Origin of the sequence: Flavobacterium ammonificans (assembly GCF_020886115.1) — a bacterium.
GTDB lineage: Bacteria > Bacteroidota > Bacteroidia > Flavobacteriales > Flavobacteriaceae > Flavobacterium > Flavobacterium ammonificans.
The window spans coordinates 96,427-122,632 of the sequence record NZ_AP025185.1 but is presented as its reverse complement, the minus strand read 5'-3'; the positions used below and the strand labels follow the sequence as shown (position 1 = coordinate 122,632).

Sequence of the window (26,206 nt, the reverse complement as noted above, 5' to 3'; positions counted from 1 at the left end):
TGAAAAACCAAACTTTTTTTGTTGTTTGTAAAAATAAAAAGAGGCACTTTCGCACCTCTTTTTTATATTGATTATTTTCTAATACCCAATACTTTGATAATCTCACGATATCTCACGATATCTTTTTTCTTCAAGTAATCTAGTAAAGATCTTCTTTTACCTACTAATAATACTAGTGAACGCTCTGTGTTATAATCGTGACGATTTTTTTTCAAGTGCTCAGTTAAATGGCTAATTCTGTGTGTGAATAAAGCGATTTGACCTTCTGCAGATCCAGTGTTTTCTGCTTTTCCTCCGTGTTTAGCGAAGATTTCTTCTTTAATTTCTTTAGTTAAATACATTCCAATATTATTTAAATGATTATTATGTATGTTACACAGCTATTGAGTAACGGCTGCAAAAGTAGTGTTTATTTTTTGAAAAGTATGTAGATTTTTGAAAAAACTTAATACAATGTGGCTATTTCCGAATTTACAAACTCTAAAAAACGCTCGTCTTCAGCTGTAAATGGATCTAAAACATGACTGTCAATATCAATTTGCCCAATATTGATTCCGTTGACAAATAAAGGTACCACAATTTCTGATTTCACGGTAAAGCTACACGCAATATAATTATCTTGAGCGGCAACATCTGGAACAACAAAATTTGCATTCGATTCAGCTACTTGTCCACAAATTCCTTTTCCAAAAGGGATTACAGTATGGTCAGTAGGAGCGCCAACATAAGGCCCTAAGTGTAAGGTTTTATCCTCGTGATTGGCAAAGTAAAAACCTACCCAATTGTAATGTGCGATATTTTCGTTGAGTAATTGACAAATACCTTGCAGTTTTTCGTCTCTTGACAATTGTGCGTCACTAATTATTTCTGAAACTTTGGGTTGTAATTCTTGAAATGTCATGGATTATAATTTTAAACAAAAGTATTGATTTATTTGTGATGTCAATAATTTTTATGGTACTGACTTAACTAAAATGTAACTTTAACATAAGTTTAATTCTAAAGGTGGGATTGTTGTGTAAATTTGCATTATGAAATGTAAAAAAGGCATCGGTTTACTCTTGGCTCTACTAATATTGGTTTCCAATGTTGGATTGGCTTTTTCGATGCATTATTGCGGGGGCAAATTAGCTTCAGTTTCTATTCAAATCCCTTCAAGTTCGCATCAACAAATGACAAGTTGTTGTGCAAAAAAAGCAGTTGAAAAAGACAGTTGTTGTAAAAACAAGAAAGTTGAAATCGAAAAAAAATCAGATCATGCAACACTTAAGGCATTTTCTTTTTATCCCTATGTTACCTGTATTGTCTCAATAAACAGACTACCAATAGTTGTTGAATCAACTAGTTTTGTTACTAAATCTATTGCATCCTACTATTGTGATGCTAATGCACCTCCTTTATTCAAGCTGTATAGTCAGTATGTTTTTTACGCCTGATTTATTGTTGTTGAAGTAAAGTTCAGTTGAACTTAAAAAATATTTTTTTACAACATTAAATCATTATATCAATGAAAAAAACAATCTTTATTTTCGGATTGCTTTTACTCATAATTCCTGTTTTTGCACAAGAAAAACTAGATGAAGTAAAAGTGGTCAAAAAACGAAAAGGACTTCAAAAATCATTCACTGTTACAGGAAATACTACTTTGGTGACAAGTAAAGAGTTGCTGAAAGCAGCTTGTTGTAACTTGGCAGAAAGTTTTGAAACCAATCCTTCAATTGACGTTAATTTTTCGGATGCGCTAACCGGAACAAAGCAAATCAAAATGCTGGGGCTAACTAGTCCGTACTTAATGATTACTGAGGAAAACATTCCTTCAGTTCGAGGAGCTTCGCAAGCCTATGGTTTATCATTTACACCTGGTACTTGGGTGGAAAGCATTCAAATTACTAAAGGTGCAGGCAGTGTGGTCAATGGCTATGAAAGTATTTCGGGTCAGATTAACACCGAACTAATTAAACCTATAAATGATGTTCCGTTTTTTCTAAATGCGTATGGTTCTACCGATTCTCGATTTGAGTTGAATACTCATTTAAATACTTCGCTTTCTGATAAGTGGAGTAGTAGTTTGTTCTTGCATGGCAATACTCGAATTGCTAAAATGGATCAAAATAGGGACGGATTTTTGGACAACCCTTTAACCAAACAGGTCAACATGTTAAATCGCTATCAGTATTACGATGCTGAAAAGGGTTTAGTGAGTTTTATCAATTTCAGGTACATGAATGATAAAAAACAGACTGGTCAATTGCAATTTAATCCCAATACAGATAGAGGCACCACTAATTCCTGGGGTTCTGAAATTGATACAGAACGACTCGACATTGCTACTAAAGTAGGCTATGTGTTCAAAGATTTGCCCTTTCAAAGTATCGGATTTCAAAACGCGTTTACTTCTCATAATCAACAATCGTATTTTGGTTTAAGGGGATACAATATCAAGCAAAATAGTTTTTATTCCAATTTAATTTTCAATTCGATTATCAATAATACGATGAATAAATTTGCAACAGGATTGAATTTTACCTTAGACAATTATCAAGAGTTGGTTCAACAAGTAGATTGGAGTAGAATCGACAATTCAGTGGGAGCATTCTTTGAATACACCTTTGATAATGATGATAATTTTAGTTTCATTTTAGGCGGAAGAGTCGATAACCACAACCGATTGGGGATTTTTGTAACGCCAAGATTGCATCTAAGATACAATCCATGGGAAAAAGCGGTAGTAAGATTTTCTGCGGGTAGAGGGAAGCGCAGTGCGAATATTTTTGCAGAAAATCAATCACTTTTTGCTAGCTCAAGAGTTTTTTCAATACTAAATACTTCGGGAGCTATCTATGGTTTGAATCCTGAAATTGCTTGGAATTATGGAGCCAGTTTTACGCAGTCTTTTCTTCTTTTTGGTAAAAATGCCGATGTAACACTGGATGTTTATCGTACTGATTTTCAAAACCAGGTAGTAGTAGATGTGATGCAAAGTCCACAGCAAGTGTTGTTTTATAATTTGACAGGTAGATCATTTGCAAATAGTGTACAACTGGAATTTAATTATGATTTCACAACTCGTTTTAAAATGCGATCGGCATATAAAATGTATGATGTTCAGACAGATTATCTTTCAGGGACTTTCCAAAGACCATTACAAGCACAAAACCGATTTTTTGCTAACTTGGAATATGAAACACTTCCGTTTTTAAATTCTAAACAATGGCGGTTTGACTTTACTTATAACTGGATTGGAAAGCAACAATTACCTACTACTAAAACCAATCCAAGTAATGATCAATTTCCTGAGTTTTCACCTGCATATTCATTAATGAATACTCAAATAACAAGAGTATTTTCATCTGTATTTGAAGTGTACATTGGTGGAGAAAATATTGGAAATTACACACAATCTAGAGCGATTATTGGAAATGAAAATCCTTTTGGAACTAGTTTTGATTCCTCGATCGTGTATGCACCCATATTTGGACAGATGTATTATGCTGGGTTACGATTTACAATTAAATAAAATACAATATCAATATCAATATTAACATCAAAAAATAAATAAATTATGAAAAAAATAATTACAATAGTGCTTTTAGTGTTCGTTGGATTTTCGACCCAAGCACAAGTCAAAAAAAATAAAAACGCAAAATATGTTACCGAAGTAAATGGAAATTGCGAACAATGTCAGAAAAGAATTCAGAAAGCAGCTTTCGGAGTGGAAGGGGTTAAATCAGCGATTTGGAATATTGAGTCACATCAGTTAACAGTCATTTTAAACGAAGAGAAATGTAGTCTTTTGGATGTGAAAAAAGCGATTGCTAAAGTAGGGCATGATACGGTTGAAGTTAGAGCTAACGATGAAGTATACAAAAACTTACATCATTGTTGTCTTTACGATAGAGATGATATTAAAAAAAGCAATTAGTTAATTAAAGTTTAAAACCGGAGTTTAAATTGTAGTTGACCTAAAATATGCCTATTTTCACGCCGTATTATAATTAAATTTTTTATGAATAATTTTGATTGGACACAATTACTTAATCCTGAGTTTTATATTACATTTTCAATAGGAGGAGTCCAAATAGGGCTGTATATAGTGCTATTTATCATTTTTGCTGAAACAGGACTTTTTGCTGGATTTTTTCTACCAGGCGATAGTTTGCTTTTCCTTTCTGGTATTTACAGCGGTGATTTAATTGCTAATGTAATGGTAATTGAAAATGATTTTATCAATGTTACTTTATTGGCCTTATTAATTGCTTTAGCGGGTATAGTAGGGAATACGGTTGGGTATTGGTTTGGATCAAAAAGTGGCTACTATTTATTTAAAAAAGAAGATAGTTTTTGGTTTAAGAAAAAGTACTTACTTCAGTCCAAAGATTTTTTTGAGAAATATGGCGGTAAGGCAATAATTTATGCTCGTTTCTTGCCAATTTTTAGAACTTTTGCACCCATTGTAGCAGGTATAGTATCTATGGATAAAAAGAAGTTTATGTTTTATAATACTTTGAGTTCTTTTGTATGGTCATTTACTCTAGTTTTTTCTGGACATTATTTATATGGTGTTTTTTTAAAATTCGGAATTGATTTAAAGGAGCACATTGAGATGATTGTTATTGCAATTGTATTAATTTCTACTTTTCCAGTCATTATGAAATTAGCAAAAAAAAGAGTTCAATAAAAGTTGAATAGTATTGAAACAAAAAAATCCGAAGTGAAAACTTCGGATTTTTTGTAGATAATATAAACATTTACTTTACGGATTTGATACGGGAATAATTTTGATTTCCGAGATTAATTGACCGTCAATGTTAACGCCTTCTATAAGTGCCTGAATTTCTTTTTGATTACCTACAACTGGGAATTGAATTTCAAATTTATTTTCTTCACGTATATTTAGATTAGACTCCCAAAATAGACATCCAAATAGATTAAATTCATTTTGATCTCTGTGTTTTATATTGTTGAAATTGAAATCATTTGATAATCCATTAGTAACAAAAAAAGGGCTGTATTTACTGTAGATACCGTTTTTTATAGTTCGTTCTTTTTTTAAAAATATTTTAATTGTTTCATAACTCTCACTAGATTTTTCAGACAATCCTGTTTTATCAATATATAATTCATCAATATCTTGCATGTTTAGATTAAATAACTCGTTAAAATCTAGAATCAAATAATTATCAATATAAATACTAGGATTAATGTTTCGTCCAGGGCGATTACTTTGAATGTATACTGTATTATCCCGAGGATTAATTCCAGTACGATAACCTTGAGTTTTCAAGAAGTCAAGAAAACTATTGTGTTGTTTATCACTTATTTTGTAAGCGGTAGCCATAAGACTCATTTCACGGCTATGTTTAAAAATTTCTTTTTTATTTTTTTTGATTATTACCTCATTTAAATTTACAATACTCTCTTCATTATTGGTTTTGCTAAAATAAAAACTATTGGTTTCGCTTTTTTCAATCGGACAATCGTTGTGTATTGACTGCAAAGGATAATTTAATACCATTTCATTGTCTGAAATTTGACCTTGAATTTTAGTTGGTATAATTGAATTCTTTTTGTCAACAAGTTGAAATAGATAAAGAGTCGAATCTTTCGCAATTATATTTTCAAATTTAAACTCGTTGTTTTGATCTACACCTGTTTCATCTAAAACGTTATCTTTTAATGAAACGAGGGAAATTTTATATTTAGAACCTGGTTTTATTGATTTATCTATTTGACCATTAAACGTTATACCTTTTTTTAACGGATGAGTTGGTTGAGGAGGATTTGATATAATGTTTTTCCAAATGTACTTACTATGCGATTGGCTCAACATCAACATTTCCATTTCTCTTTTTCTATTGGAATTATTTGGATCAAAGTAGCTGTAATTATCAATAACTGGATTTTTTAAGAAGGCATTTAAGTAGAAGGTACCTAAAATAGAATTGGTATTTTTTATGCATTGATTTTTTTCAGGAAGAATACTTATGCTCAAATTTGCATTATTAAAATTCGTTTCTGCTTTAATTTTAATGGTATCCTTGGTTATGAATTTTGTATTTATATTAGTAGTGTTAAAATTTTTAGGGTAATTAAAAATTAATCTTTCGGATATTTCATTTAAATTCTCATCTATTAATCGAATACTATTTACTCCTGTAGATAGATACTTCTTATCGAAAATAAATTCAGTTTCAGTATCGTGATTATTAAAATTTATTTCATTTTGAATGCAATTTCCATCTTGTTGAACAAGTAAAATAAACTTTTTATTCTGGTAAATATTAAGTCCTTTTTTATTTGTTTTTATTGCGACAGCAACTCTATCATTATTTAAATTATTATTATATGATATAAGTATACCGCTATCCTGAATTTGAGGCAAAGACTCAATTAGTTTTAATTCTTTACTATCAATTTTTAATGTATATTTTTCGTTTTTATTAGGAAGAAAGTAAAATAAACCATTCCCCATTTTATTGGTAGAAAAACTAGAAACAATGTTCGATTTAGAATCTAGTAAATAGATGTTATTAAGTTCAATTCCTTTTTTGTTGCAATCTTCAATTTTGACTGCAACCGTTGTGAAGATGTTATCTATAATTTTACCACATTCTGGAAAAAAAGTTACTTGCGCCGTCTTCCAATTTATTTCATTTGATTTAAGGGAAAAAGGTTTATCTCTATCTATGATTTCTATGGTTTGTACAAATGAATCATTTTCTATAAAATTATTCATCCAGTTTGTAAAAAACTGAAAATTGTATTTTCCTGATTTGAATTTATCGTTAAGATGAATTCCTCCTGTAAAAATTCCATTTTTACATAAAATGAGTTGCTTGTCAATGATTTGCTTCTGATTGTCGTAAATTATTAATTGAACGTTGAAAGTGTTTTCTTCTAAAGCTTTCTTATTTTTATTGAACACATAACCTTTAAATGTAATGTCTTCATTGTTTATAAATAGTTGTTTGTTAAACTGGACGTGAATTATTTGTCTGTCCAGATAAAAATAATTTTGTAAATATTTACCAACAATCTCGTTTTTAGACGTTAAAGAAGAGTTGGATTGTGCATGTAGATTTTGAAAAAATCCTACGCAAAAGGAGGCAATAATGGTAATGTAGATTTTCATAAATATTGAGTTAACATAAGTGATATTAGTTCTATCAATGTTTGTGCCATCAAAGATGAACATAGTCCTTTTTTATCAAATTTTTTAGATTGGATATGCGGTAATTTTCTTAAAAAATGAATTACCAATCTTTTTTGACATGAAAATAAATATATAATAAAAATCCGAAGTGAAAACTTCGGATTTTTTTATTTAAAAATGTACTTCGTACTTCGTATGTCGTACTTCGTAAATGGAATTACATCATTCCTGGCATACCTCCGCCCATTGGACTTGGTGCCGATTCTTCTTTGATGTCTATTAAAGCACATTCTGTAGTCAAGATCATTCCAGCAACCGAAGCAGCATTTTCTAATGCTACACGAGTTACTTTCTTAGGATCAATAATACCTGCTTTTAACATGTCTACGTATTCGTCAGTTTTAGCATTGTAACCAAAATCACCTTTTCCTTCAGCAACTTTTGCAACTACCACAGAACCTTCTAGACCAGCATTTTCAACGATAGTTCTTAATGGCGCTTCTACAGCACGAGAAACGATTTGGATTCCAGTTGCTTCGTCAGCATTATCTGATTTAATTTTACTTAATACAGCTTTTGCTCTTAATAAAGCAACACCTCCACCAGCAACGATACCTTCTTCAACTGCTGCGCGAGTAGCGTGAAGTGCATCATCTACACGGTCTTTTTTCTCTTTCATTTCTACTTCAGAAGCAGCTCCAACGTATAAAACAGCTACACCTCCAGCTAATTTAGCCAAACGCTCTTGCAATTTTTCTTTGTCATAGTCAGAAGTAGTAGTTTCCATTTGACCTTTGATTTGGTTCACACGGTTTTTGATGGTATCCGCGTCACCTGCGCCACTAACAATAGTAGTGTTGTCTTTGTCAATGGTTACTCTTTTTGCTGTACCTAACATTTCGATAGTTGTGTTCTCCAAAGTATATCCTCTTTCTTCAGAGATTACTGTTCCACCAGTTAGGATTGCAATATCTTCTAACATCGCTTTTCTCCTGTCTCCAAAACCAGGTGCTTTAACAGCAGCAATTTTCAAGGCACCACGTAATTTGTTTACTACTAAAGTAGACAACGCTTCACCGTCAACATCTTCAGCAATAATCAATAATGGTTTTCCTGATTGCGCTACTGGCTCTAATACAGGTAGTAATTCTTTTAAAGAAGATACTTTTTTATCGTATAATAAAATGTACGGACTTTCTAATTCCGCTTCCATTTTTTCAGGATTAGTTACAAAGTATGGAGAAAGATAGCCTCTGTCAAATTGCATACCTTCTACTACGTCTACAAAAGTATCTGTACCTTTAGCTTCTTCAACAGTGATAACACCTTCTTTTCCCACTTTTGCGAAAGCATTAGCGATTAATTCACCAATAACTTCGTCATTGTTAGCAGAAATAGAAGCAATTTGTTTGATTTTTTCAGAATCACTTCCTACTACCTTAGCTTGTTTAGTTAAGTCTTCAACAATAGCTTCTACCGCTTTGTCAATTCCTCTTTTTAAATCCATTGGATTCGCGCCAGCAGCAACGTTTTTTAAACCTTCTTTTACGATAGCTTGTGCCAAAACAGTTGCAGTTGTAGTTCCATCTCCAGCTAAATCATTGGTTTTAGAAGCTACTTCTTTAACCATTTGCGCTCCCATATTTTCTAATGGGTCTTGCAATTCGATTTCTTTAGCTACGGTAACACCATCTTTCGTTACGTTGGGTCCACCAAAAGCTTTTCCAATAATTACATTACGTCCTTTAGGTCCTAAAGTTACTTTTACTGCATTAGCTAATGCATCTACACCACGTTTTAATCCGTCACGTGCTTCAATATCAAATTTTATATCTTTTGCCATTTTATTGTTTATTTGTTTAAATTATTAATCTTAATACTTAAATACTCAAATCTCAATACTAATTAAATGATTGCTAGTATATCGTCTTCGCGCATGATTAAATAATCTTTTCCCTCTAATTTTAATTCGGTACCAGCATATTTTCCGTAAAGAACGGTATCTCCAACTTTTACGGTCATTGTGTGGTCTTTTGTTCCGTTACCTACGGCAACAACAGTTCCTTTTTGAGGTTTTTCTTTTGCAGTATCTGGAATAAATATTCCTGATGCAGTTTTTGTTTCTGCAGCAACTGGTTCTATAAGAACGCGGTCTGAAAGTGGTTTAATGTTTAATCCCATGATTCTATATTTTTAAATTAATTTAATTAACGCTTATTGTATTTCAGAAATTATGCCATACCATTTTAACTGACATTTTTTCCTAAAAAAAATGCCAGCTTTGACAGGCTGGCATTTCGTATACTTGTATTTATTTATTTTGTAGCAGGTGTTGCTGGCATTGCAGCAGGTGCTTCTGATTTTTCAATGATTTTAGAATCAGTATCGCTTAATGTACCTGTAAAACTTAAACTAGATAGTAAAATTAGCACAATTAAAATTGTAGCTAATGTCCAAGTACTCTTGTCTAAAAAGTCAGTGGTTTTTTGAACGCCACCTAGCATTTGAGATCCTCCAATAGTAGAAGATAAACCGCCTCCTTTAGGGTTTTGTACCATGATTACTACTACCAATAGAAAGCAAACTATTGTAATTAAAACTAAAAAAATTGAAAATGTGCTCATTGTTATTTATTGTTATTTTGTTGTAAAATCTTGATGTCCGAAATACGGTCTGCAAAGAAACTAATTTTTTCTGGATATTTCAAAATTAATATTTCATACGCTTGAATTGCTTTTTGATATTTTTTTTGTCCCAAATAGACTTTAGCTAAAGTTTCGGTCATTAACATGGAATGGTCTTCTTTGTTCAAATCGAAATTTGTACTTGGAACAAAATCTTTTTTAACGGCAGGAATTTTCGGATTGGTTTCGATAAATTTATCAATTAATTCCAGTTTTTGAGTTTTGTTTATTGATGCGATTTGAGTTTCCTCTTGATTTTCTCTAATGATTGGCTGAATTCTTGATAATTGAAGCCATTCTTGGAAAGAGTGTTTTTCATTGGTAGAAAAATCCAAAGGTTTTCCAATTTCTAATTTTTCTTCTACAGTTGATGCACTAGTTGTTTCTGGGTTAGATTCAATATCAGAAGTAGCAGCTTCATTTTGTTGATCGTTGAGTTTATTGGTAATTATGACCTCACTATCAATTACATTAATATCAAGTAGTTCCAATACCTTTTTATCGTAATATCCTTTCTGAATTGCCGTAAAAGTATCGGATGTAATAAAATCAAACAAAACGGTTCGGTCTGTGGTATGAGCCGCGGTAACCTTAAGATCATAATTGTATTTAAAACTATTTTGGTTGTAAATACCTTTTAATCGTAGGGCTCTAGCACTTTGAAAATAAGGGAAATCCTCTAATACTTGATGTAAAGCTTCAGTTTGCTTTTCATTGATAGTATCGGGTTTGTTAATTAAAAAAGTGTAATCAGTAACGTTCATAAATGTTATTTTATTGAGGATTGGGCTAGCTGTTTATTCGTTTTTTTGTTTTTTTTTCATATAACCAAATCTACGAATCTCCGAATTTTCATTTTAATCTACCATTTAGCCAGCGACTCATTAAAAATATCTTGTGTTATTCTTTCGAAAATTTCATCTAAAGCCTTGTTCAATGTATTTCCATTCAGTTGTGCAGTAGCCGGATAATCATAAAAAAATTCAAAAGTTTTTTCAAAATTATCTTTCTCTGTTTTTTGATTGATAAATCTAACATTGACTCTTATTTTCAATCGGTTTTGAGAGGCTTGTTGGTCTGCAGTTGCAGTCATCGGACTAATTCGATAATCTACTATTTCGCCTTCATAAGTTAGGTCGCCTCCATTTTTAACTAAGTTTAAATTAGTTTGATTCTGAATTAAATCTTGTAATGTTAATGTAAATGTTCTGTCAATACCAGGTTCAATTAGCTCAGCATTATTTTGAAAAAAATTAACCTGAAATGTTTTAGCATCTATTTTTCCTGTTCCTGTAAAATTATATACAGAACAACCTGAAAAAAGTAGTGCAATTAGAATACTATATATATAATGTATGTTTTTCATTTTTTTATTTACTAATCAAAGATATTCAAAAACGATTGATATTTATTAAAGGTCAAATTGTTTTATTTTTCTGTATAATGTTCGTTCTGAAATTCCTAACTCATCTGCAGCTGCTTTGCGTTTACCTTTATTTTTTTCCAAAGAACGTTTAATCATTTCAATTTCTTTTTGTTCGAGCTTTAAAATTTCTTCCTCAGCTTCAATAGTTTCTGCAAAAAGGTAATTATCGTCGGCCTCGTCATATTCTTCCTCTTCTTCTGGTGCATTTAATATGGCTGCTCTAGGGGTTTCTTCAAAATGAATTTCGTTATCGCTTTCTTGATTCCCGTAGATTTTCTTGATGAGATTCTGATTCGTTTCTTGCACTTTAGACGTGCCATTTTTCATCAATTCTAATGTCAATTTCTTTAAATCATGCAAATCGCTTTTCATATCGAAAAGCACTTTGTATAAAATCTCTCTTTCGGTATTAAAATCGCTATCACTTTTTTTATCACTTACTACTGAGGGTAAATTACTGCCTTCTGAAGGCAAATAGGATTGTAGCGTAATTGCATTAATGTCGCGACTAGTTTCCAAAACAGAAAGTTGTTCGGCTACATTTCGTAATTGACGAATATTTCCACTCCAGCGAAATTTTTGTAATAATTGAATGGCATTCTCATCCAGTTTTAATGGTGGCATTTTGTATTTGTGAGCAAAGTCAGCTGCAAATTTTCTAAACAATAGGTGTATGTCATCTTTTCGTTCGCGTAATGGTGGTAATCCAATGTCAACTGTGCTTAAACGGTAATATAAATCTTCTCTGAATTTTCCTTTTTCGATAGCATTGAATAAGTTCACATTAGTAGCTGCTACAATTCGAACGTTAGTTTTTTGTACTTGTGACGACCCCACTTTGATAAACTCACCATTTTCCAAAACGCGAAGCAAACGAACTTGAGTTGTTAATGGTAATTCTCCTACTTCATCTAAAAAAATGGTACCGCCATTGGCTACTTCAAAATAGCCTTCGCGAGTATTTGTAGCTCCTGTAAAGGCTCCTTTTTCGTGTCCAAAAAGTTCGCTATCAATTGTTCCTTCAGGAATAGCACCGCAGTTTACAGCAATATATTTACCATGTTTCCGATGCGAAAGGGAATGGATTATTTTTGGAATACTTTCTTTTCCAACTCCACTTTCCCCAATCACCAGTACCGAAATATCGGTAGGAGCTACTTGAATTGCTTTTTCTATGGCGCGATTTAATTTTGGGTCATTCCCAATAATTTCAAATCGTTGTTTTATTGTTTGAACTGTTTCCATAATGTCATTGCGAGGCACGAAGCAATCTCTTTTTGTTAACCCTGTCCCAAAGTTTCGGGATGCAGATTTATTTTAACTATTCTATAACCTTATTTAATTCATTTCACTTAACCCAACAGCTTCCCCTTTTAAAGTTCCGCTGGTACAAGATTTGATTTTTACATTCACGAAATCTCCTATTTTATAATTTTCTTTCGGAAAAACTACTGTAATACTCTGTGAATTACGTCCAGAAAATTCTTCATCTGATTTTTTTGACACTTTTTCAACTAAAACTTCTACAGTTTGGCCAATGAATTCTTCAGATCGGAACCAAGCGTGCTTTTGTTGTAAATCCACAATTTCTTGTAAACGTCTGGCTTTTGTTTCTTCAGGTACATCATCTTCCATTTTGCGTCCAGCCAATGTGCCTGGGCGTTCCGAATACGAATACATATAGCCAAAGTTATATTTTACATATTCCATTAAACTCAAAGTGTCTTGATGATCTTCTTCGGTTTCAGTTGGAAAACCGGCAATCATATCTTGGGAAATCGAACAATTTGGAATTAGTCTTCTGATTTTGTCAATCAATGTCATATATTCTTCACGTGTATGCAAACGGTTCATTTCCTTTAGAATACGGTTACTTCCAGATTGCACAGGTAGGTGAATGTGTTTGCAGATGTTTGGGTATTTGGCAATGACGTGTAACACTTCTTCGTACATATCTTGCGGGTTGGATGTCGAAAAGCGGATGCGCATTTTAGGAAAAGTAACTGCTACCGTTTCTAATAATTGATCAAATTTAATAGCTGTAGCTTTTTGGATTTCGCTAGCGTTTTCAAAATCTTTTTTCAATCCGCCACCATACCATAAATAGCTATCTACATTTTGTCCTAAAAGAGTAATTTCTTTAAATCCGTTATCCCACAAGTCTTGGATTTCTTTCATTATACTTTGTGGTTCACGACTACGCTCACGACCACGAGTGAAAGGGACTACGCAAAACGTACACATATTGTCACACCCACGAGTGATAGAGACCAAAGCCGTTATACCATTGCTCATTAAACGAACTGGAGCAATATCTCCATAAGTTTCTTCTTTAGAAAGTATCACATTGATAGCATCACGTCCTTCTTCGACTTCGGCCAGCAAGTTGGGTAAATCTTTATAGGCATCAGGACCAACTACTAAATCTACTATTTTTTCTTCTTCTAAGAATTGACTTTTCAAGCGTTCAGCCATACAGCCTAAAACGCCCACTTTCATTTTGGGATTGATTCGTTTTACAGCATTGTATTTTTCTAAACGTTTGCGGATGGTTTGTTCAGCCTTGTCGCGAATGGAACAGGTATTGACTAATACCAAGTCAGCTTCTTCTAATATTTGTGTAGTATTAAAACCATTGTCAGATAGAATTGAAGCTACGATTTCACTATCTGAGAAATTCATAGCACAACCATAACTTTCTATAAAAAGTTTTTTAGTATTCTCTTTTTTTTGTTCTAAAACGAGGCTTTCACCTTGTTTACTTTCTACAATTACTTTTTCCATGTTCATTTTTCAAAGTGCAAATATACGTCTATTTTAAGAAATATGACAAGATGGCAGTCTAGTTTTAACAGTATTTTAGAGGTTGTTTTGAAATGAGAAATTTTGGGAGTAATTTAAAAGTACGGAAATAAATAGTCATTTCAGAACAAATCCAGTTATATAAATGAACTGTCGTTAAAATGCGTTTTTAGTCGGTAAAATTTACATTTAAAATTTAAAAAACTTAAAATTTAAAAAAATCCCATACTTTTGCACCTTCAAACAAATGGTATATGGCAAAGAATTTAGTTATAGTGGAATCACCTGCAAAGGCTAAAACAATCGAAAAATTCCTAGGAAGTGACTTTCAAGTTGAGTCAAGTTATGGTCATATTGCCGACTTGCCTTCCAAAGAAATTGGTGTAGATGTTGAAAATGGTTTCAAACCTAAATACGAAGTTTCTGCCGATAAAAAAGCATTGGTTAGCAAACTAAAAACATTGTCAAAAAATGCTGAAATGGTTTGGTTAGCTTCCGATGAGGACCGTGAGGGAGAAGCGATTTCTTGGCACTTATCCGAAGAATTAAAATTAGACAAAAAGAAAACGAAACGTATCGTTTTTCACGAAATTACAAAGACGGCTATTCTAAAAGCCATTGATAATCCTCGCGAAATTGACTACAATTTAGTAAACGCACAACAAGCGCGTCGTGTTTTAGACCGATTGGTTGGGTATGAATTGTCACCAGTTTTATGGAGAAAAGTAAAAGGAGGTCTTTCAGCTGGTCGTGTACAATCTGTTTCTGTTCGTTTGATTGTAGAACGCGAACGCGAGATACAAAACTTTAAACCAGTTGCCAGTTATTCAGTTACTGCTGAGTTTACTAATGAAGCAGGAAAAATTGTTAAGGCGAAGTTGCCTAAAAATTTCAATACCAAAAAAGAAGCAGAAGATTTTTTACAAAAAAACAGTGCTTCCAACTATAAAGTAGGTGAGTTAGAAACTAAGCCTACAAAAAAATCACCAACTGCGCCATTTACTACTTCTACTTTACAACAAGAAGCCGCTCGTAAATTGTATTTACCTGTTGGAATTACGATGCAGTTAGCGCAACGTTTGTATGAGGCGGGGTTAATTACCTATATGAGAACGGATAGTGTCAACTTGTCCAAAGATGCAATGGACGCAGCACAGGCTGAGATCATTAAGTCTTACGGTAAAGAATTTTCAAAACCACGTACGTTTGCCAATAAGAGTAAAGGCGCTCAAGAAGCCCACGAAGCCATTCGTCCAACAGATATGTCACGTCACACGGTAAATATTGACCGAGATCAAGCGCGTTTGTATGATTTGATTTGGAAACGAACTTTAGCTTCGCAAATGAGTGATGCCGAATTAGAACGCACCAATGTTAAAATTGAAGCCAATAATCATAGTGAAGTCTTTACAGCTTCGGGAGAAGTTTTACTTTTTGAAGGTTTCTTGAAAGTGTATTTGGAAGGAAATGACGAAGATGATGAAGAACAAGAAGGCATGTTGCCAGCACTAAAAGTAAACGAAAGATTAGATAATAATTATATTACAGCTACCGAAAGGTATTCAAGAGCTGCAGCTAGATATACGGAGGCTTCTTTGGTTAAAAAACTAGAAGAATTAGGAATTGGTCGTCCTTCAACCTACGCGCCAACAATTTCTACAATTATCAATAGAAATTATGTTGAAAAAGGAAATTTAGAAGGACAAGAAAGAAAATACACTCAACTAACTTTGCAAGCTGGTAAAGTAGTGGAGAAAGTATTAAAAGAAAATACAGGTTCTGATAAAGGAAAATTAGTTCCAACAGATATTGGAACTATAGTCACCGATTTCTTGGTTAAAAATTTCGGAGCAATTTTAGATTATAATTTCACAGCAAAAGTGGAGCAAGATTTTGACGAAATTGCTGAAGGAAATATTGAATGGGCAAAGATGATGCAGGAGTTTTACGATAAATTTCACCCGAATGTGAAAGACGTAGAAGCGAATGCTGATAGAGAAAGCGGTGAACGAATTTTGGGTACAGATCCAGCTTCAGGAAAACCAGTTTCTGTTCGTTTAGGAAAATTTGGACCTATGGCTCAAATTGGAGATGCTGAAGACGAAGACAAGAAATTTGCGAGTTTAAAAATCGATCAAAATATTGGAAACATTACTTTAGAAGATGCCTTGAATTTATTTTTATTACCTAAAAATTTAGGTTTGTACAAAGGAGAAGAGGTAGAAGTGAGTAATGGTCGTTACGGACCATACGTTCGTCATGGTTCTGCTTTCATTTCGTTGCCAAAAGGCGAAGATCCATTAGATGTTTCAATGGTAAGAGCTCAGGAATTGATTGATGAAAAAGCTCAAGCCGATGCTCCAATTGCTACTTATAAAGGCTTAGGTGTGCAAAAAGGTGTTGGACGTTTTGGCGCTTTTATTAAATGGGATGGTCTTTTTATTAACGTAAGTAAGAAATACAATTTTGACAACTTATCTCAAGCTGATATCGAAGAATTGATTGAAGATAAATTGCAAAAAAATATAGATAAAGTACTTCACAATTGGACCGAAGAAGGGATTTTAGTTGAAAAAGCTCGTTGGGGACGCTCTGTGATTACTAAAGGTAAAATCAAAATTGAATTGAGTAAAGATGTTGATGCAAGTAAATTGACATTGGAAGAAGTTCAGGAAATGATTGCCAAAAAAGCGCCTGCAAAGAAAGTAGCAGCCAAAAAAGCTCCGGCAAAAAAAGCGTCGGCTTCAAAAAAACCGATTGCTAAAAAGAAGTAAAAAATGGAATTTGATTTTCTATCTCCTTTAGACAATGAAATTGTCGCCTTTAGAAACGAATTGTCTTCTCAACAATTGGGGAGCAAAATTGTTTTGCATACTTCCCAAGATTTTCCTGAAGTGACTAAAGTATCAATTGGTATAATTGGAGTGCTAGAAAATAGAGGGAATAGTTTTGGAAATCAAGACATTGATTTGACAGCAGTTCGCCATGAATTGTATCAATTATATCCTGGGAACTGGGATGTTTCTATAGCTGATTTCGGAAATATCCAAGCTGGAGACTCAATACAAGATACTTATTTTGCACTTAAAAAAGTAGCAGCGCAATTAATTAAAAATAAAGTAATTCCAATTGTTATTGGTGGCTCTCAAGATTTGACCTTTCCACTTTACAGGGCCTACGACGATTTAGAGCAAATGGTTAATTTAGTTGCGGTTGATAGCAAATTTGATTTCGGAAAAGAAAGCGATGCAATTACGTCTTCTTCTTATTTGACTAAAATAATTATTGAAGAGCCTAATAACTTATTTAACTATTGCAATATTGGTTACCAAACCTATTATAATTCTCAGGAAGAAATTGATTTGGTGGAGAAATTGTTTTTTGATGGGTATCGATTAGGTGAAGTAGCAAATAATATTGCAATTGCAGAACCTGTTTTTCGTGATGCAGATTTAGTAAGCATCGATATGAATTCTGTAAAGTCATCCGATTCAGGTAATTTCAAACAATTTATCCCAAACGGTTTCAACGGAAAAGAAATATGTGCCTTGTCTAGGTATGCAGGAATTAGTGATAAAGTAAGCTCGTTTGGCATATTTAATCATTATGATACTGAACATGAATCAGTTTTAATTGCACAAATTATTTGGTATTTTATTGAAGGATATCATTATCGTTCTAATGAATACCCTTTCGGTAGTAGAGAAAACTATCTAAAATATTTGGTGCCAATTGAAGACGAGGAATTGGTTTTTTATAAGAGCGATAAAACAGATCGCTGGTGGATTGAAATTCCGTTTACAGTGAATGGTAACAATAAATTAAAACGAAATACGTTATTACCCTGTTCTCATGAAGAATATTTAATGGCATGTGATCAAGAACTGCCAGAACGCTGGTGGAAAGCACAACGAAAAAACACAATTTAAACAGCAGGATTGTAGTAAATTACTTTCTAAATAAAAAAATTGCTTTTTTAAAAAATTATAAATAGGTTTACACATTGAAAAATAAAGAAAACATAAGACAAATTTACATGAAGAATTTCATTGCATTTATAGCAATTATAACACTATTTGTTGGTTGTGGAAAGTCGGGTGATAAAGGTGAGTTAGTGGGAGTAAAAGGCACAAAGTGGCATCCTGAAAAACCTTACGGAATGTCACTAGTTCCTGGAGGTTCCTTCATAATGGGTAAGTCTGATCAGGATCTTGCAGGTGTTGAAGATGCACCTACAAAAACAGTTACTGTGCCCTCGTTCTACATGGATGAAACAGAGATTACTAATAATGAATACCGTCAGTTTGTTGAATGGGTTAAAGATTCAACTATGCGCATGCGTCTTGCTATTTTGGCTGATTTGAATGGTCAAAAAGCAGGTGCTAATGGTAAAGGTAAAAATTCTGGTAGTATTAGTGATTACGCATTTAATGATGCTGATCCAACTAAAATGAATGCCTATGATAAATATATGTATGATAATTATTATAGTTTAGGTACTGGAGATAATGAATATGCAGGACGAAAAATAAATAAAAAAGCAAAATTAATTAAAGACACTAAGAAATACCCTGATGAATATTATTCAGAGGTTATGGATTCTATGTATTTACCATTAGAGGCATCATTTAATGGTGTTAGAACAATCGATGTTGATAAATTAAAATTTCGTTATTCTTGGTTGGATATTCATGCTGCTGCAAAATCAAAAGGAGGCAAAAGACAAGACTTCATTAAGACAGAACAAGTAAAAGTATATCCAGACACTACAGTTTGGATTAAAGATTTTGCCTACTCCTACAACGAACCGATGCATAATGACTATTTTTGGCACAAGGCCTATGGTGATTATCCAGTGGTTGGAGTAAAGCACTCTCAAGCAGTTGCCTTTTGTGAGTGGAGAACTTTATATAAAAATTCTTACGTTAAATCAAAAAAGAAAGGTAGAGATACTGTTAATAAATTCAGATTACCTTCTGAGGCAGAATGGGAATATGCTGCAAGAGGAGGTTTGCAATCAGGTTCCTATCCATGGGGTGGACCTTATACCAAAAATGATAGAGGATGCTTCTTAGCTAATTTTAAACCTAGCAGAGGAGATTATGCTGCAGATAATGCATTGTATACAGTCGAAGCAAAGTCATTTGATCCTAATGGTTACAATTTATACAATATGTCTGGGAATGTTGCTGAATGGACCGCTACAGCTTATGATTCTGGAGCTTATGAATATGTTTCTACAATGAGTCCAAATATTATTGATAATAAAAACAAAAGAAAAGTGGTTCGTGGAGGATCTTGGAAAGATGTAGCTTATATGTTACAAGTTTCTACTAGAGACTATGAATATGCTGACTCTGCAAGAAGTTATATAGGTTTTAGAACGGTTCAAGACTACATGGGAACTCAGAAAATTTCAACAAAAAAAGCTAAAAAATAAAAACCAAAATAATAATAATCCCCTTAAAAAGAATAAAATGGCACTAATTAACAAAAAAGTAATGAATTTCGCTTACGGTATGGGAGCGGCAGTAGTAATTGTTGGAGCATTATTTAAAATACAGCACTGGACTGGGGCTAGTGAATTATTAATTGTCGGACTTTTAACTGAGGCCTTTATTTTTGCCTTATCTGCATTTGATAAAGTGGATGATGAATTAGACTGGACTTTAGTGTATCCAGAATTAGCTGGTGGTGAAGCAAAACCAAAAGCAAAGAAGAAGGAAGACGCATCTGATGCAGATGGATTACTTTCTCAAAAATTAGATACGATGTTAAAAGAAGCTAAAATTGATGGTGAATTAATGGCTAGTTTAGGGAATAGTATCAAAAATTTCGAGTCGGCTGCAAAAGGAATTGCTCCAACAGTAGATTCTTTGGCTTCTACTAAAAAATATAGTGAAGAATTGACAAAAGCTGCAGCTCAAATGGAGTCTTTAAACAATTTGTATAAATTACAATTAGAAAGTGCTTCGGTAAATGCTGAAGCTAATAAAGATATCGCTGAAAATGCGGCCATGTTGAAACAACAAATGCAATCTATGACTGCAAATATTGCTTCTTTGAATGCAGTGTATGGTGGAATGCTTTCTGCAATGAGTAACAAAGCATAATAATTAGTTTTTAAACTAAATTACTTTACTAACTAATTATTTAAAATACAATGGCAGGAGGAAAATTAAGTCCTAGACAGAAGATGGTAAACCTGATGTATCTGGTTTTCATCGCAATGTTAGCTTTAAACATGTCCAAAGAAGTTTTATCGGCTTTTGGATTGATGAACGAAAAATTTGATGCTGCAAATTTAAGCGCAGAATCAATGAATGCAAGTATGTTACAGGCTTTAAATAAAAAAGCAGGAGAAGATACACGATTCGCACAAGCAAGTGAGGATGCCAACAAAGTAGCGGCAATATCTAAAGAATTTTATGACTATCTAGGCACTTTAAAGGCAGATGCGTTAGACGGAGTAGAAGTTGATGAAGAGACGGGTAAATTACCTTATGAGTCAATGGATAAAGGTGCAGCTATTGATGAGGGATGGTTTGAAGGTGATGGCTATTCAACTAAAGGCAATGAAATAGTGGAACGTTTCACTAAATATATTGCTGATATGAAAGCTGCTGCTGGTAACAATAGTAAGCTCAAAGGCGTTATAGATGAGATTAGTTCAAAATTCACTACTGCTGATGTTGTTGATGGTGAAGGCACTACCAAAAAATATTTAGATTATCATTTTAAAGGATTTCCTGCAATTGCATCTTTAACAAAAATCACTTCATTTCAAAATGATGTTAAGAAAGCAGAAGCCGATATTTATAGTATTTTATTAGGTAAGGCGGCTGTTGAAGCTTCGTCAATGAAAAATTTCACGGCTTTGGTAATTTTGGATAAGAATGCTTATTACCAAGGTGAAAAAGTAACAGGTAAAGTAGTATTAGGTAAATATGATGCTAATACAAAACCAACTTCTTTTCAAGGTCCGGGTAAACTAGAAAATGGCCAAGCTATTATTTCTATGACTGCTGGAGGTATTGGAGAGCAAAAAATCAATGGTAAGTTTACTTTTGTTCAAGACGGGGAGACTATTCCTTTGGCATTTGAAGGAAAGTATGTGGTTGTTCCTCGTCCAAATTCAGCTACTATTTCTGCTGACAAAATGAATGTAGTGTATAGAGGGGTTTCCAATCCAATGTCTATTTCGTTTGCAGGAGTTGCAGCAGATAAAGTTAATGCGAGTGGTCCAGGGTTACGTTCTGTTGGGGCTGGTAAATATGTTATGAATCCTGGCGCTGGAAATGAAGCAGTAATTAATGTTACAGGTAAATTACCTGATGGTTCTACAGTATCAGATAAAAAGACTTTTAGAATTAAAGGAATTCCAGGTCCAGTAGGAACTATAAGAGGTGAAATGGGTGTGGTAAAAGGACCTAAATCAAGCTTAGAAATTTCTACAGTGGGAGCTAAATTAGTTGATTTTGATTTTGAAGTAGGGCTTGATGTAGTTGGATTTAATTTTAAAGTAACTGGACAGCCAACTGTTGTAGTTCCTGGTAATAAGTTGAATGCCCAATGTAAAGCTGTTTTAGCTAAAGCTGGAAGAGGGGATCAAGTTACTATTTCTGAGATTAAAACAAAATTAGTAGGCGCTGGTAGCTATATGTTGCCAAGAACTGCTCCAGTAATTTATGAAATACAATAATTAGTAGTAAAACTAGCTACTCAATATTTTCAATATGATGAACATTAAAAGCTTTTTAATAGCCGTTTTTTCACTAAGTTGTGCTATATCCAGTTTTGGTCAGTCGAATTTGCTTAACGCAAAATCACCAAGCCAAATTGGAATTAAAACTGAAGCACAAAAAAAATCAGATAATGATAAGCCTTTAGCCTATGGCTATGTTCACGACAGAGATATTTTAATGAGCAGAACTACTTGGGAAATTATTGATTTAGCTGAGAAAATTAATTTTCCATTGTACTTTCCTATTGATACTGCAAATGTTGGTCCTGAAAGACGTTCTTTATATGATGTATTGATTAAAGGAATCAAAAAAGGTAAAATAACTGAAGTGTATACCGATAGTTATTTCAATACTAAAAAGTCGTTTAAAGACATCAAAGCTTCCCTGTCACGAATTGATACAACTGATGCTGGTAGAGAACAATTGAATGCAGGTATGAAAATATCCCCTGAGTACATTGTTCAACAAGATTTAACTTCTCAAGACGTAACTCAATACAAAATTAAAGGAGTTTGGTATTTCGATAAACGACAAGGCGAGTTAAAATACCGTTTGTTAGGAATTTGTCCTGTAACTCCAGACGTATACACTATGAACAGTGAAGATCCAGATTACATTGAATTGTTTTGGGTATTTTTCCCAGATGCGAGAGAAACATTATTTAGATCTACTGCTTTCAATGAAAAAAATTCTTCAATGCCAATCACTTTTGATCAAATATTGAATTCACGTCGATTTAATAGTATGATATACCGTGAAGAAAATGTATATGGTGATAGAGATATTAAGGATTATATGAGAGATAATGCACAAAGTCAATTGTTGGAATCGGATCGAGTGAAAGACAAAATTCGCAGTTTCGAACAAGATATGTGGAATTATTAAGAAATTCTTTTTTTAATATAAAAAAACTCTTACCGAAAGGTAGGAGTTTTTTCTTTTTAGCATTTACTTTGTAGCATTCAAAATTGGAGTATGATTGATTATTTAATTGTGGGTTGTGGATTGGCAGGAATTTCTTTTGCCGAAAAAGCCTTGCAGCACAATAAAACGATATTGGTTATCGATAACGATTCGCAAAGCTCTTCCAAAGTTGCCGGAGGTTTGTACAATCCAGTCATTTTAAAGCGTTTTAGTGAAGTTTGGGAAGCGCAATCTCAGTTGCTAACTATGAATGCTTTTTATGCGCAATTAAATTCTAAAATTGATCGACAATTTGATTTCAAAAAGCCTATTCTAAGGAAGTTTTTTTCAATAGAGGAACAGAACAATTGGTTTTCGGCTTCTGACAAACCAAACTTAACCCCTTTTCTTTCTTCAGATTTGCATTTCAAAGAATACAAAGGCATTACTGCTCCATTTGGTTATGGTGAAGTTTTGCATACGGGTTATGTTGATACGGCTTCATTATTAGAATCGTATAGAAATTATTTGGTTGATACTGATCGGTTTCGACAAGAATCATTCGATTATACTGCTATTAATTTCGAAGACAACTGTTGTATCTACAAAGACATTAAATCCAAGCATATCATTTTTGCAGAAGGTTTTGGACTACACCTTAATCCGTATTTCAATCATTTGCCAATAGACGGTACCAAAGGAGAGCTGTTTATCATTAAAGCTCCTGGACTGGATTTGGATGTAATTCTAAACACCAGCGTCTTTATTTTGCCATTAGGCAATGATTTATTCAAGGTGGGTGCTACTTACAATTGGAAAGACAAAACCGATTTACCCACTGAGGAAGGTAAAACGGAATTGGTAGCGCGAATTCAAGAAATTATTGATTGTGATTTTGAGATTGTATCTCATTTTGCTGGAGTGCGCCCAACTGTTAGAGATCGAAGACCGCTAGTAGGAACACATGCCGTTCATAAAAGAATACACCTGCTGAATGGTTTAGGTACCCGAGGGGTAATGCTTGGGCCGGCCATGGCAGACGCCTTATACAATGCAATTGAACATCAAATCCCTTTGGTTAAGGAAATTGATATTCAGCGATTTGCTAATAAAAATAAGTAGATTTATTGCTTAGCTGCGTTTGGATCATATGAAATAAACATATTAATGTAGATATTTCTTGCCCAACGCACCACAAATGGGAATGCTAGTACTACCATTCCAATGATGGCGAAAAAACTTTGCACTAGGTCCAAGCTTAAAAACACATTTGCTATAATAAATGCCGCAACACCTACCGCTACATTCAAAGCATAACTGACATACATAGCGCCATAAAAGAAAGAAGGTTCAATTTGATATTTCAAACCGCAATGGCTGCAATTTTCATTCATTTTGAGGACTTTTCCAAGATGTAGCGGATTTTTATCCACATACATGCTTTCATTTTGACATTTAGGACAACTTCCTGTTAAAATACTATTTAGTTTGGATCCTTTTTTTAACATTTGCAAAAATTTTTAACAAAGGTACATTATTTTAAAAGTACCAATGTAACATTAGTCACAAACTATGCTTAATATTCACAATTTATCCGTTTCATTCGGAGGTTCTTATTTATTTGAAGAAGTTACTTTTCGCCTTGGTGCCGGAGACCGAGTTGGTCTTGTAGGTAAAAATGGCGCTGGAAAGTCGACCATGCTAAAAATTTTAGCACGCGATTTTGCTCCAGATTCAGGAAGTATCGCCCAAGAGAAAGAAATTCGAATGGGTTTTCTGCGTCAAGATATTGACTTTGAACAAGGAAGAACGGTTTTGGAAGAAGCCTACGAAGCGTTCACCGAAATTAAAATTGTAGAAAAAAAGCTAGAAGAAATCAATCATCAATTGGTTACTCGAACCGATTATGAAAGTGAAGAATACTCCCAGATTATTGAAGATTTATCTGACTATACGCACCGATTTGAATTGTTAGGCGGCTACAATTATGTGGGCGATACCGAAAAAATTCTGTTGGGTTTAGGATTTAAAAGAGAGGTTTTCAATAATCAAACTGAAACTTTCTCTGGAGGTTGGAGAATGCGTATTGAGTTGGCTAAATTATTATTGCAATCCAATGATATTTTACTACTTGATGAGCCAACGAATCACTTGGATATTGAGAGTATCATTTGGCTAGAAGGATTTTTACGCAATTTTCCTGGTGTGGTGGTAATTGTTTCGCACGACAAAATGTTTTTGGACAATGTGACCAATAGAACCATCGAAATTTCGTTAGGGAAAGCCTACGATTTCAATAAACCGTATTCGCAGTATTTGGAATTACGTCATGAAATTCGCGAAAAGCAATTGGCTACCCAAAAAAATCAAGCCAAAAAAATTGAAGAAACGGAAAAACTAATTGAGAAGTTCCGTGCCAAAGCATCCAAAGCGTCAATGGCGCAATCCTTAATTAAAAAATTGGATAAAGTAGAACGTATTGAGGTGGACGAAGATGATAATTCTGTGATGAATATTTCTTTTCCGGTTTCGAAAGAGCCTGGTAGAGTAGTAGTAGAGGCAGAGAATGTGACTAAAAGCTACGGAGATAAAACGATTCTAAAAGATATTAATTTACTCGTTGAACGCGGAAGTAAAATTGCTTTTGTTGGGCAAAACGGACAAGGAAAATCGACTTTTATTAAGGCGATTGTAAATGAGTTTGAATACGAAGGCACCATTAAATTGGGACATAATGTGCAGTTGGGTTATTTTGCTCAAAATCAAGCGGAGTATTTGGATGGAGAAATTACTTTACTTCAGACGATGGAAGATGCCGCTATGGATACGAATCGCTCTAAAGTACGCGATATGTTGGGTTCTTTCTTGTTTCGTGGTGATGATGTAGAAAAGAAGGTAAAAGTGCTTTCTGGAGGTGAAAGAAACCGTTTAGCGTTATGTAAATTGTTGTTGCAACCGATTAACGTGTTGTTGATGGATGAGCCAACGAACCACTTGGATATCAAATCGAAGAATGTGTTGAAGGCCGCTTTGCAAAAATTTGGAGGAACCTTATTGTTGGTTTCTCATGATAGGGATTTCTTGCAAGGGATGTCAAATATTGTGTACGAATTCAAAGATCAAAAAATAAAAGAATATTTGGGAGACATCAACTATTTCTTGGAGCAACGCAATTTAGAAAACATGCGTGAAGTCGAGAAAAAAGACATCGCTAAAAAAGAGGCTCCTAAAGAAAACAAAAAAGTATCCTACGAAGACCAGAAAAAAGGAAAAACACTTCAAAATAAATTAAGTAAGATTGAAAGCCAAATCCAGCAATTGGAAAAAGACATTCAACACGACGATAAAATGTTAGCGTCAAATTACGACAAACATATTGAAGACGCTTCATTCTTTACTGCTTATAATAAAAAGAAAGCCGACTTAGATCAATTGCTTTTGGATTGGGAAATCGTTCAGGAAGAGATTGATAATTTGTAGTTCAATTTGTTTG

General features: G+C 33.5%; 23 protein-coding genes. 12 read left to right on the top strand and 11 right to left on the bottom strand.

Annotated features, from left to right (window positions below; genetic code table 11):
* Positions 1 to 71: 71 nt before the first annotated feature.
* The gene (gene rpsO, locus LPC20_RS00545; RefSeq protein ID WP_229325447.1) at positions 72 to 341 is read right to left on the bottom strand and encodes a 30S ribosomal protein S15; all 270 of its coding nucleotides are present in this window, start codon (positions 339 to 341) and stop codon (positions 72 to 74) included.
* A gap of 104 nt (positions 342 to 445) precedes the next feature.
* Positions 446 to 901, bottom strand: coding sequence for a GAF domain-containing protein (locus LPC20_RS00540; RefSeq protein ID WP_229325445.1), 456 nt, complete (start codon positions 899 to 901; stop codon positions 446 to 448).
* 130 nt (positions 902 to 1,031) lie between these two features.
* On the opposite strand from LPC20_RS00540, the gene LPC20_RS00535 reads away from it, so the two are divergent.
* The 4 genes from LPC20_RS00535 (at position 1,032) to LPC20_RS00520 (ending at position 4,678) form a co-directional block, all read left to right on the top strand.
* Positions 1,032 to 1,436, top strand: coding sequence for an HYC_CC_PP family protein (locus LPC20_RS00535; protein ID WP_229325443.1), 405 nt, complete (start codon positions 1,032 to 1,034; stop codon positions 1,434 to 1,436).
* A 71-nt stretch (positions 1,437 to 1,507) separates the two neighbouring features.
* The gene (locus LPC20_RS00530) at positions 1,508 to 3,517 is read left to right on the top strand and encodes a TonB-dependent receptor plug domain-containing protein (RefSeq protein WP_229325441.1); all 2,010 of its coding nucleotides are present in this window, start codon (positions 1,508 to 1,510) and stop codon (positions 3,515 to 3,517) included.
* 45 nt (positions 3,518 to 3,562) lie between these two features.
* Positions 3,563 to 3,922, top strand: coding sequence for a heavy-metal-associated domain-containing protein (locus LPC20_RS00525; RefSeq protein WP_229325438.1), 360 nt, complete (start codon positions 3,563 to 3,565; stop codon positions 3,920 to 3,922).
* An 84-nt stretch (positions 3,923 to 4,006) separates the two neighbouring features.
* Positions 4,007 to 4,678, top strand: coding sequence for a DedA family protein (locus LPC20_RS00520; protein WP_229325437.1), 672 nt, complete (start codon positions 4,007 to 4,009; stop codon positions 4,676 to 4,678).
* Between the two features lie 75 nt (positions 4,679 to 4,753).
* Here LPC20_RS00520 and LPC20_RS00515 read toward each other — a convergent pair whose 3' ends face one another.
* From LPC20_RS00515 to miaB, 8 genes are all read right to left on the bottom strand, one after another.
* Positions 4,754 to 7,132 (bottom strand): hypothetical protein, encoded by a 2,379-nt coding sequence (locus LPC20_RS00515; protein WP_229325435.1) that lies wholly within the window; start codon positions 7,130 to 7,132, stop codon positions 4,754 to 4,756.
* A 238-nt stretch (positions 7,133 to 7,370) separates the two neighbouring features.
* On the bottom strand, positions 7,371 to 8,996 hold the full coding sequence (gene groL / locus LPC20_RS00510; RefSeq protein ID WP_229325433.1) for a chaperonin GroEL: 1,626 nt from the start codon (positions 8,994 to 8,996) through the stop codon (positions 7,371 to 7,373).
* A 62-nt stretch (positions 8,997 to 9,058) separates the two neighbouring features.
* Positions 9,059 to 9,334 carry a co-chaperone GroES gene (locus tag LPC20_RS00505; RefSeq protein WP_229325431.1) on the bottom strand — a complete coding sequence of 92 codons (276 nt, stop codon included), beginning with the start codon at positions 9,332 to 9,334 and terminating at the stop codon, positions 9,059 to 9,061.
* Positions 9,335 to 9,468: 134 nt separating this feature from the next.
* The gene (gene secG / locus LPC20_RS00500) at positions 9,469 to 9,777 is read right to left on the bottom strand and encodes a preprotein translocase subunit SecG (RefSeq protein ID WP_229325429.1); all 309 of its coding nucleotides are present in this window, start codon (positions 9,775 to 9,777) and stop codon (positions 9,469 to 9,471) included.
* Between the two features lie 2 nt (positions 9,778 to 9,779).
* Positions 9,780 to 10,601 (bottom strand): tetratricopeptide repeat protein, encoded by an 822-nt coding sequence (locus LPC20_RS00495; protein WP_229325428.1) that lies wholly within the window; start codon positions 10,599 to 10,601, stop codon positions 9,780 to 9,782.
* A 98-nt stretch (positions 10,602 to 10,699) separates the two neighbouring features.
* A complete protein-coding gene (locus LPC20_RS00490; protein ID WP_229325426.1) occupies positions 10,700 to 11,203 on the bottom strand; it encodes an LptE family protein in 504 nt (167 codons plus the stop codon).
* Positions 11,204 to 11,248: 45 nt separating this feature from the next.
* Positions 11,249 to 12,508, bottom strand: coding sequence for a sigma-54 interaction domain-containing protein (locus LPC20_RS00485; protein WP_229325423.1), 1,260 nt, complete (start codon positions 12,506 to 12,508; stop codon positions 11,249 to 11,251).
* Positions 12,509 to 12,601: 93 nt separating this feature from the next.
* Positions 12,602 to 14,047 carry a tRNA (N6-isopentenyl adenosine(37)-C2)-methylthiotransferase MiaB gene (gene miaB, locus LPC20_RS00480; protein ID WP_229327162.1) on the bottom strand — a complete coding sequence of 482 codons (1,446 nt, stop codon included), beginning with the start codon at positions 14,045 to 14,047 and terminating at the stop codon, positions 12,602 to 12,604.
* Between the two features lie 272 nt (positions 14,048 to 14,319).
* On the opposite strand from miaB, the gene topA reads away from it, so the two are divergent.
* The 7 genes from topA to LPC20_RS00445 all read left to right on the top strand — a co-directional run bounded on the left by topA (position 14,320) and on the right by LPC20_RS00445 (position 23,835).
* Entirely contained in the window at positions 14,320 to 16,839 is a 2,520-nt protein-coding gene (gene topA / locus LPC20_RS00475) for a type I DNA topoisomerase (RefSeq protein WP_229325422.1), read from the top strand.
* 3 nt (positions 16,840 to 16,842) lie between these two features.
* The gene (locus LPC20_RS00470) at positions 16,843 to 17,994 is read left to right on the top strand and encodes a formimidoylglutamase (protein WP_229325420.1); all 1,152 of its coding nucleotides are present in this window, start codon (positions 16,843 to 16,845) and stop codon (positions 17,992 to 17,994) included.
* A gap of 107 nt (positions 17,995 to 18,101) precedes the next feature.
* Positions 18,102 to 19,505: a T9SS ring complex lipoprotein PorK/GldK gene (porK, locus tag LPC20_RS00465; RefSeq protein WP_229325418.1), complete on the top strand. Its 1,404-nt coding sequence runs from the start codon at positions 18,102 to 18,104 to the stop codon at positions 19,503 to 19,505.
* A 37-nt stretch (positions 19,506 to 19,542) separates the two neighbouring features.
* Positions 19,543 to 20,178: a type IX secretion system motor protein PorL/GldL gene (porL, locus tag LPC20_RS00460; protein ID WP_229325416.1), complete on the top strand. Its 636-nt coding sequence runs from the start codon at positions 19,543 to 19,545 to the stop codon at positions 20,176 to 20,178.
* A gap of 50 nt (positions 20,179 to 20,228) precedes the next feature.
* A complete protein-coding gene (porM, locus tag LPC20_RS00455) occupies positions 20,229 to 21,767 on the top strand; it encodes a type IX secretion system motor protein PorM/GldM (RefSeq protein ID WP_229325414.1) in 1,539 nt (512 codons plus the stop codon).
* A 37-nt stretch (positions 21,768 to 21,804) separates the two neighbouring features.
* Positions 21,805 to 22,695 carry a type IX secretion system ring subunit PorN/GldN gene (porN, locus tag LPC20_RS00450; RefSeq protein WP_229327161.1) on the top strand — a complete coding sequence of 297 codons (891 nt, stop codon included), beginning with the start codon at positions 21,805 to 21,807 and terminating at the stop codon, positions 22,693 to 22,695.
* A gap of 90 nt (positions 22,696 to 22,785) precedes the next feature.
* Positions 22,786 to 23,835 (top strand): NAD(P)/FAD-dependent oxidoreductase, encoded by a 1,050-nt coding sequence (locus LPC20_RS00445; RefSeq protein WP_229325412.1) that lies wholly within the window; start codon positions 22,786 to 22,788, stop codon positions 23,833 to 23,835.
* A 2-nt stretch (positions 23,836 to 23,837) separates the two neighbouring features.
* On the opposite strand, the gene LPC20_RS00440 is transcribed toward LPC20_RS00445, so the two are convergent.
* A complete protein-coding gene (locus tag LPC20_RS00440; protein WP_229325410.1) occupies positions 23,838 to 24,221 on the bottom strand; it encodes a DUF983 domain-containing protein in 384 nt (127 codons plus the stop codon).
* Between the two features lie 64 nt (positions 24,222 to 24,285).
* Between LPC20_RS00440 and LPC20_RS00435 the strand changes: the two genes are divergently transcribed.
* Positions 24,286 to 26,193 carry an ABC-F family ATP-binding cassette domain-containing protein gene (locus LPC20_RS00435; RefSeq protein ID WP_229325408.1) on the top strand — a complete coding sequence of 636 codons (1,908 nt, stop codon included), beginning with the start codon at positions 24,286 to 24,288 and terminating at the stop codon, positions 26,191 to 26,193.
* Positions 26,194 to 26,206: the final 13 nt, after the last annotated feature.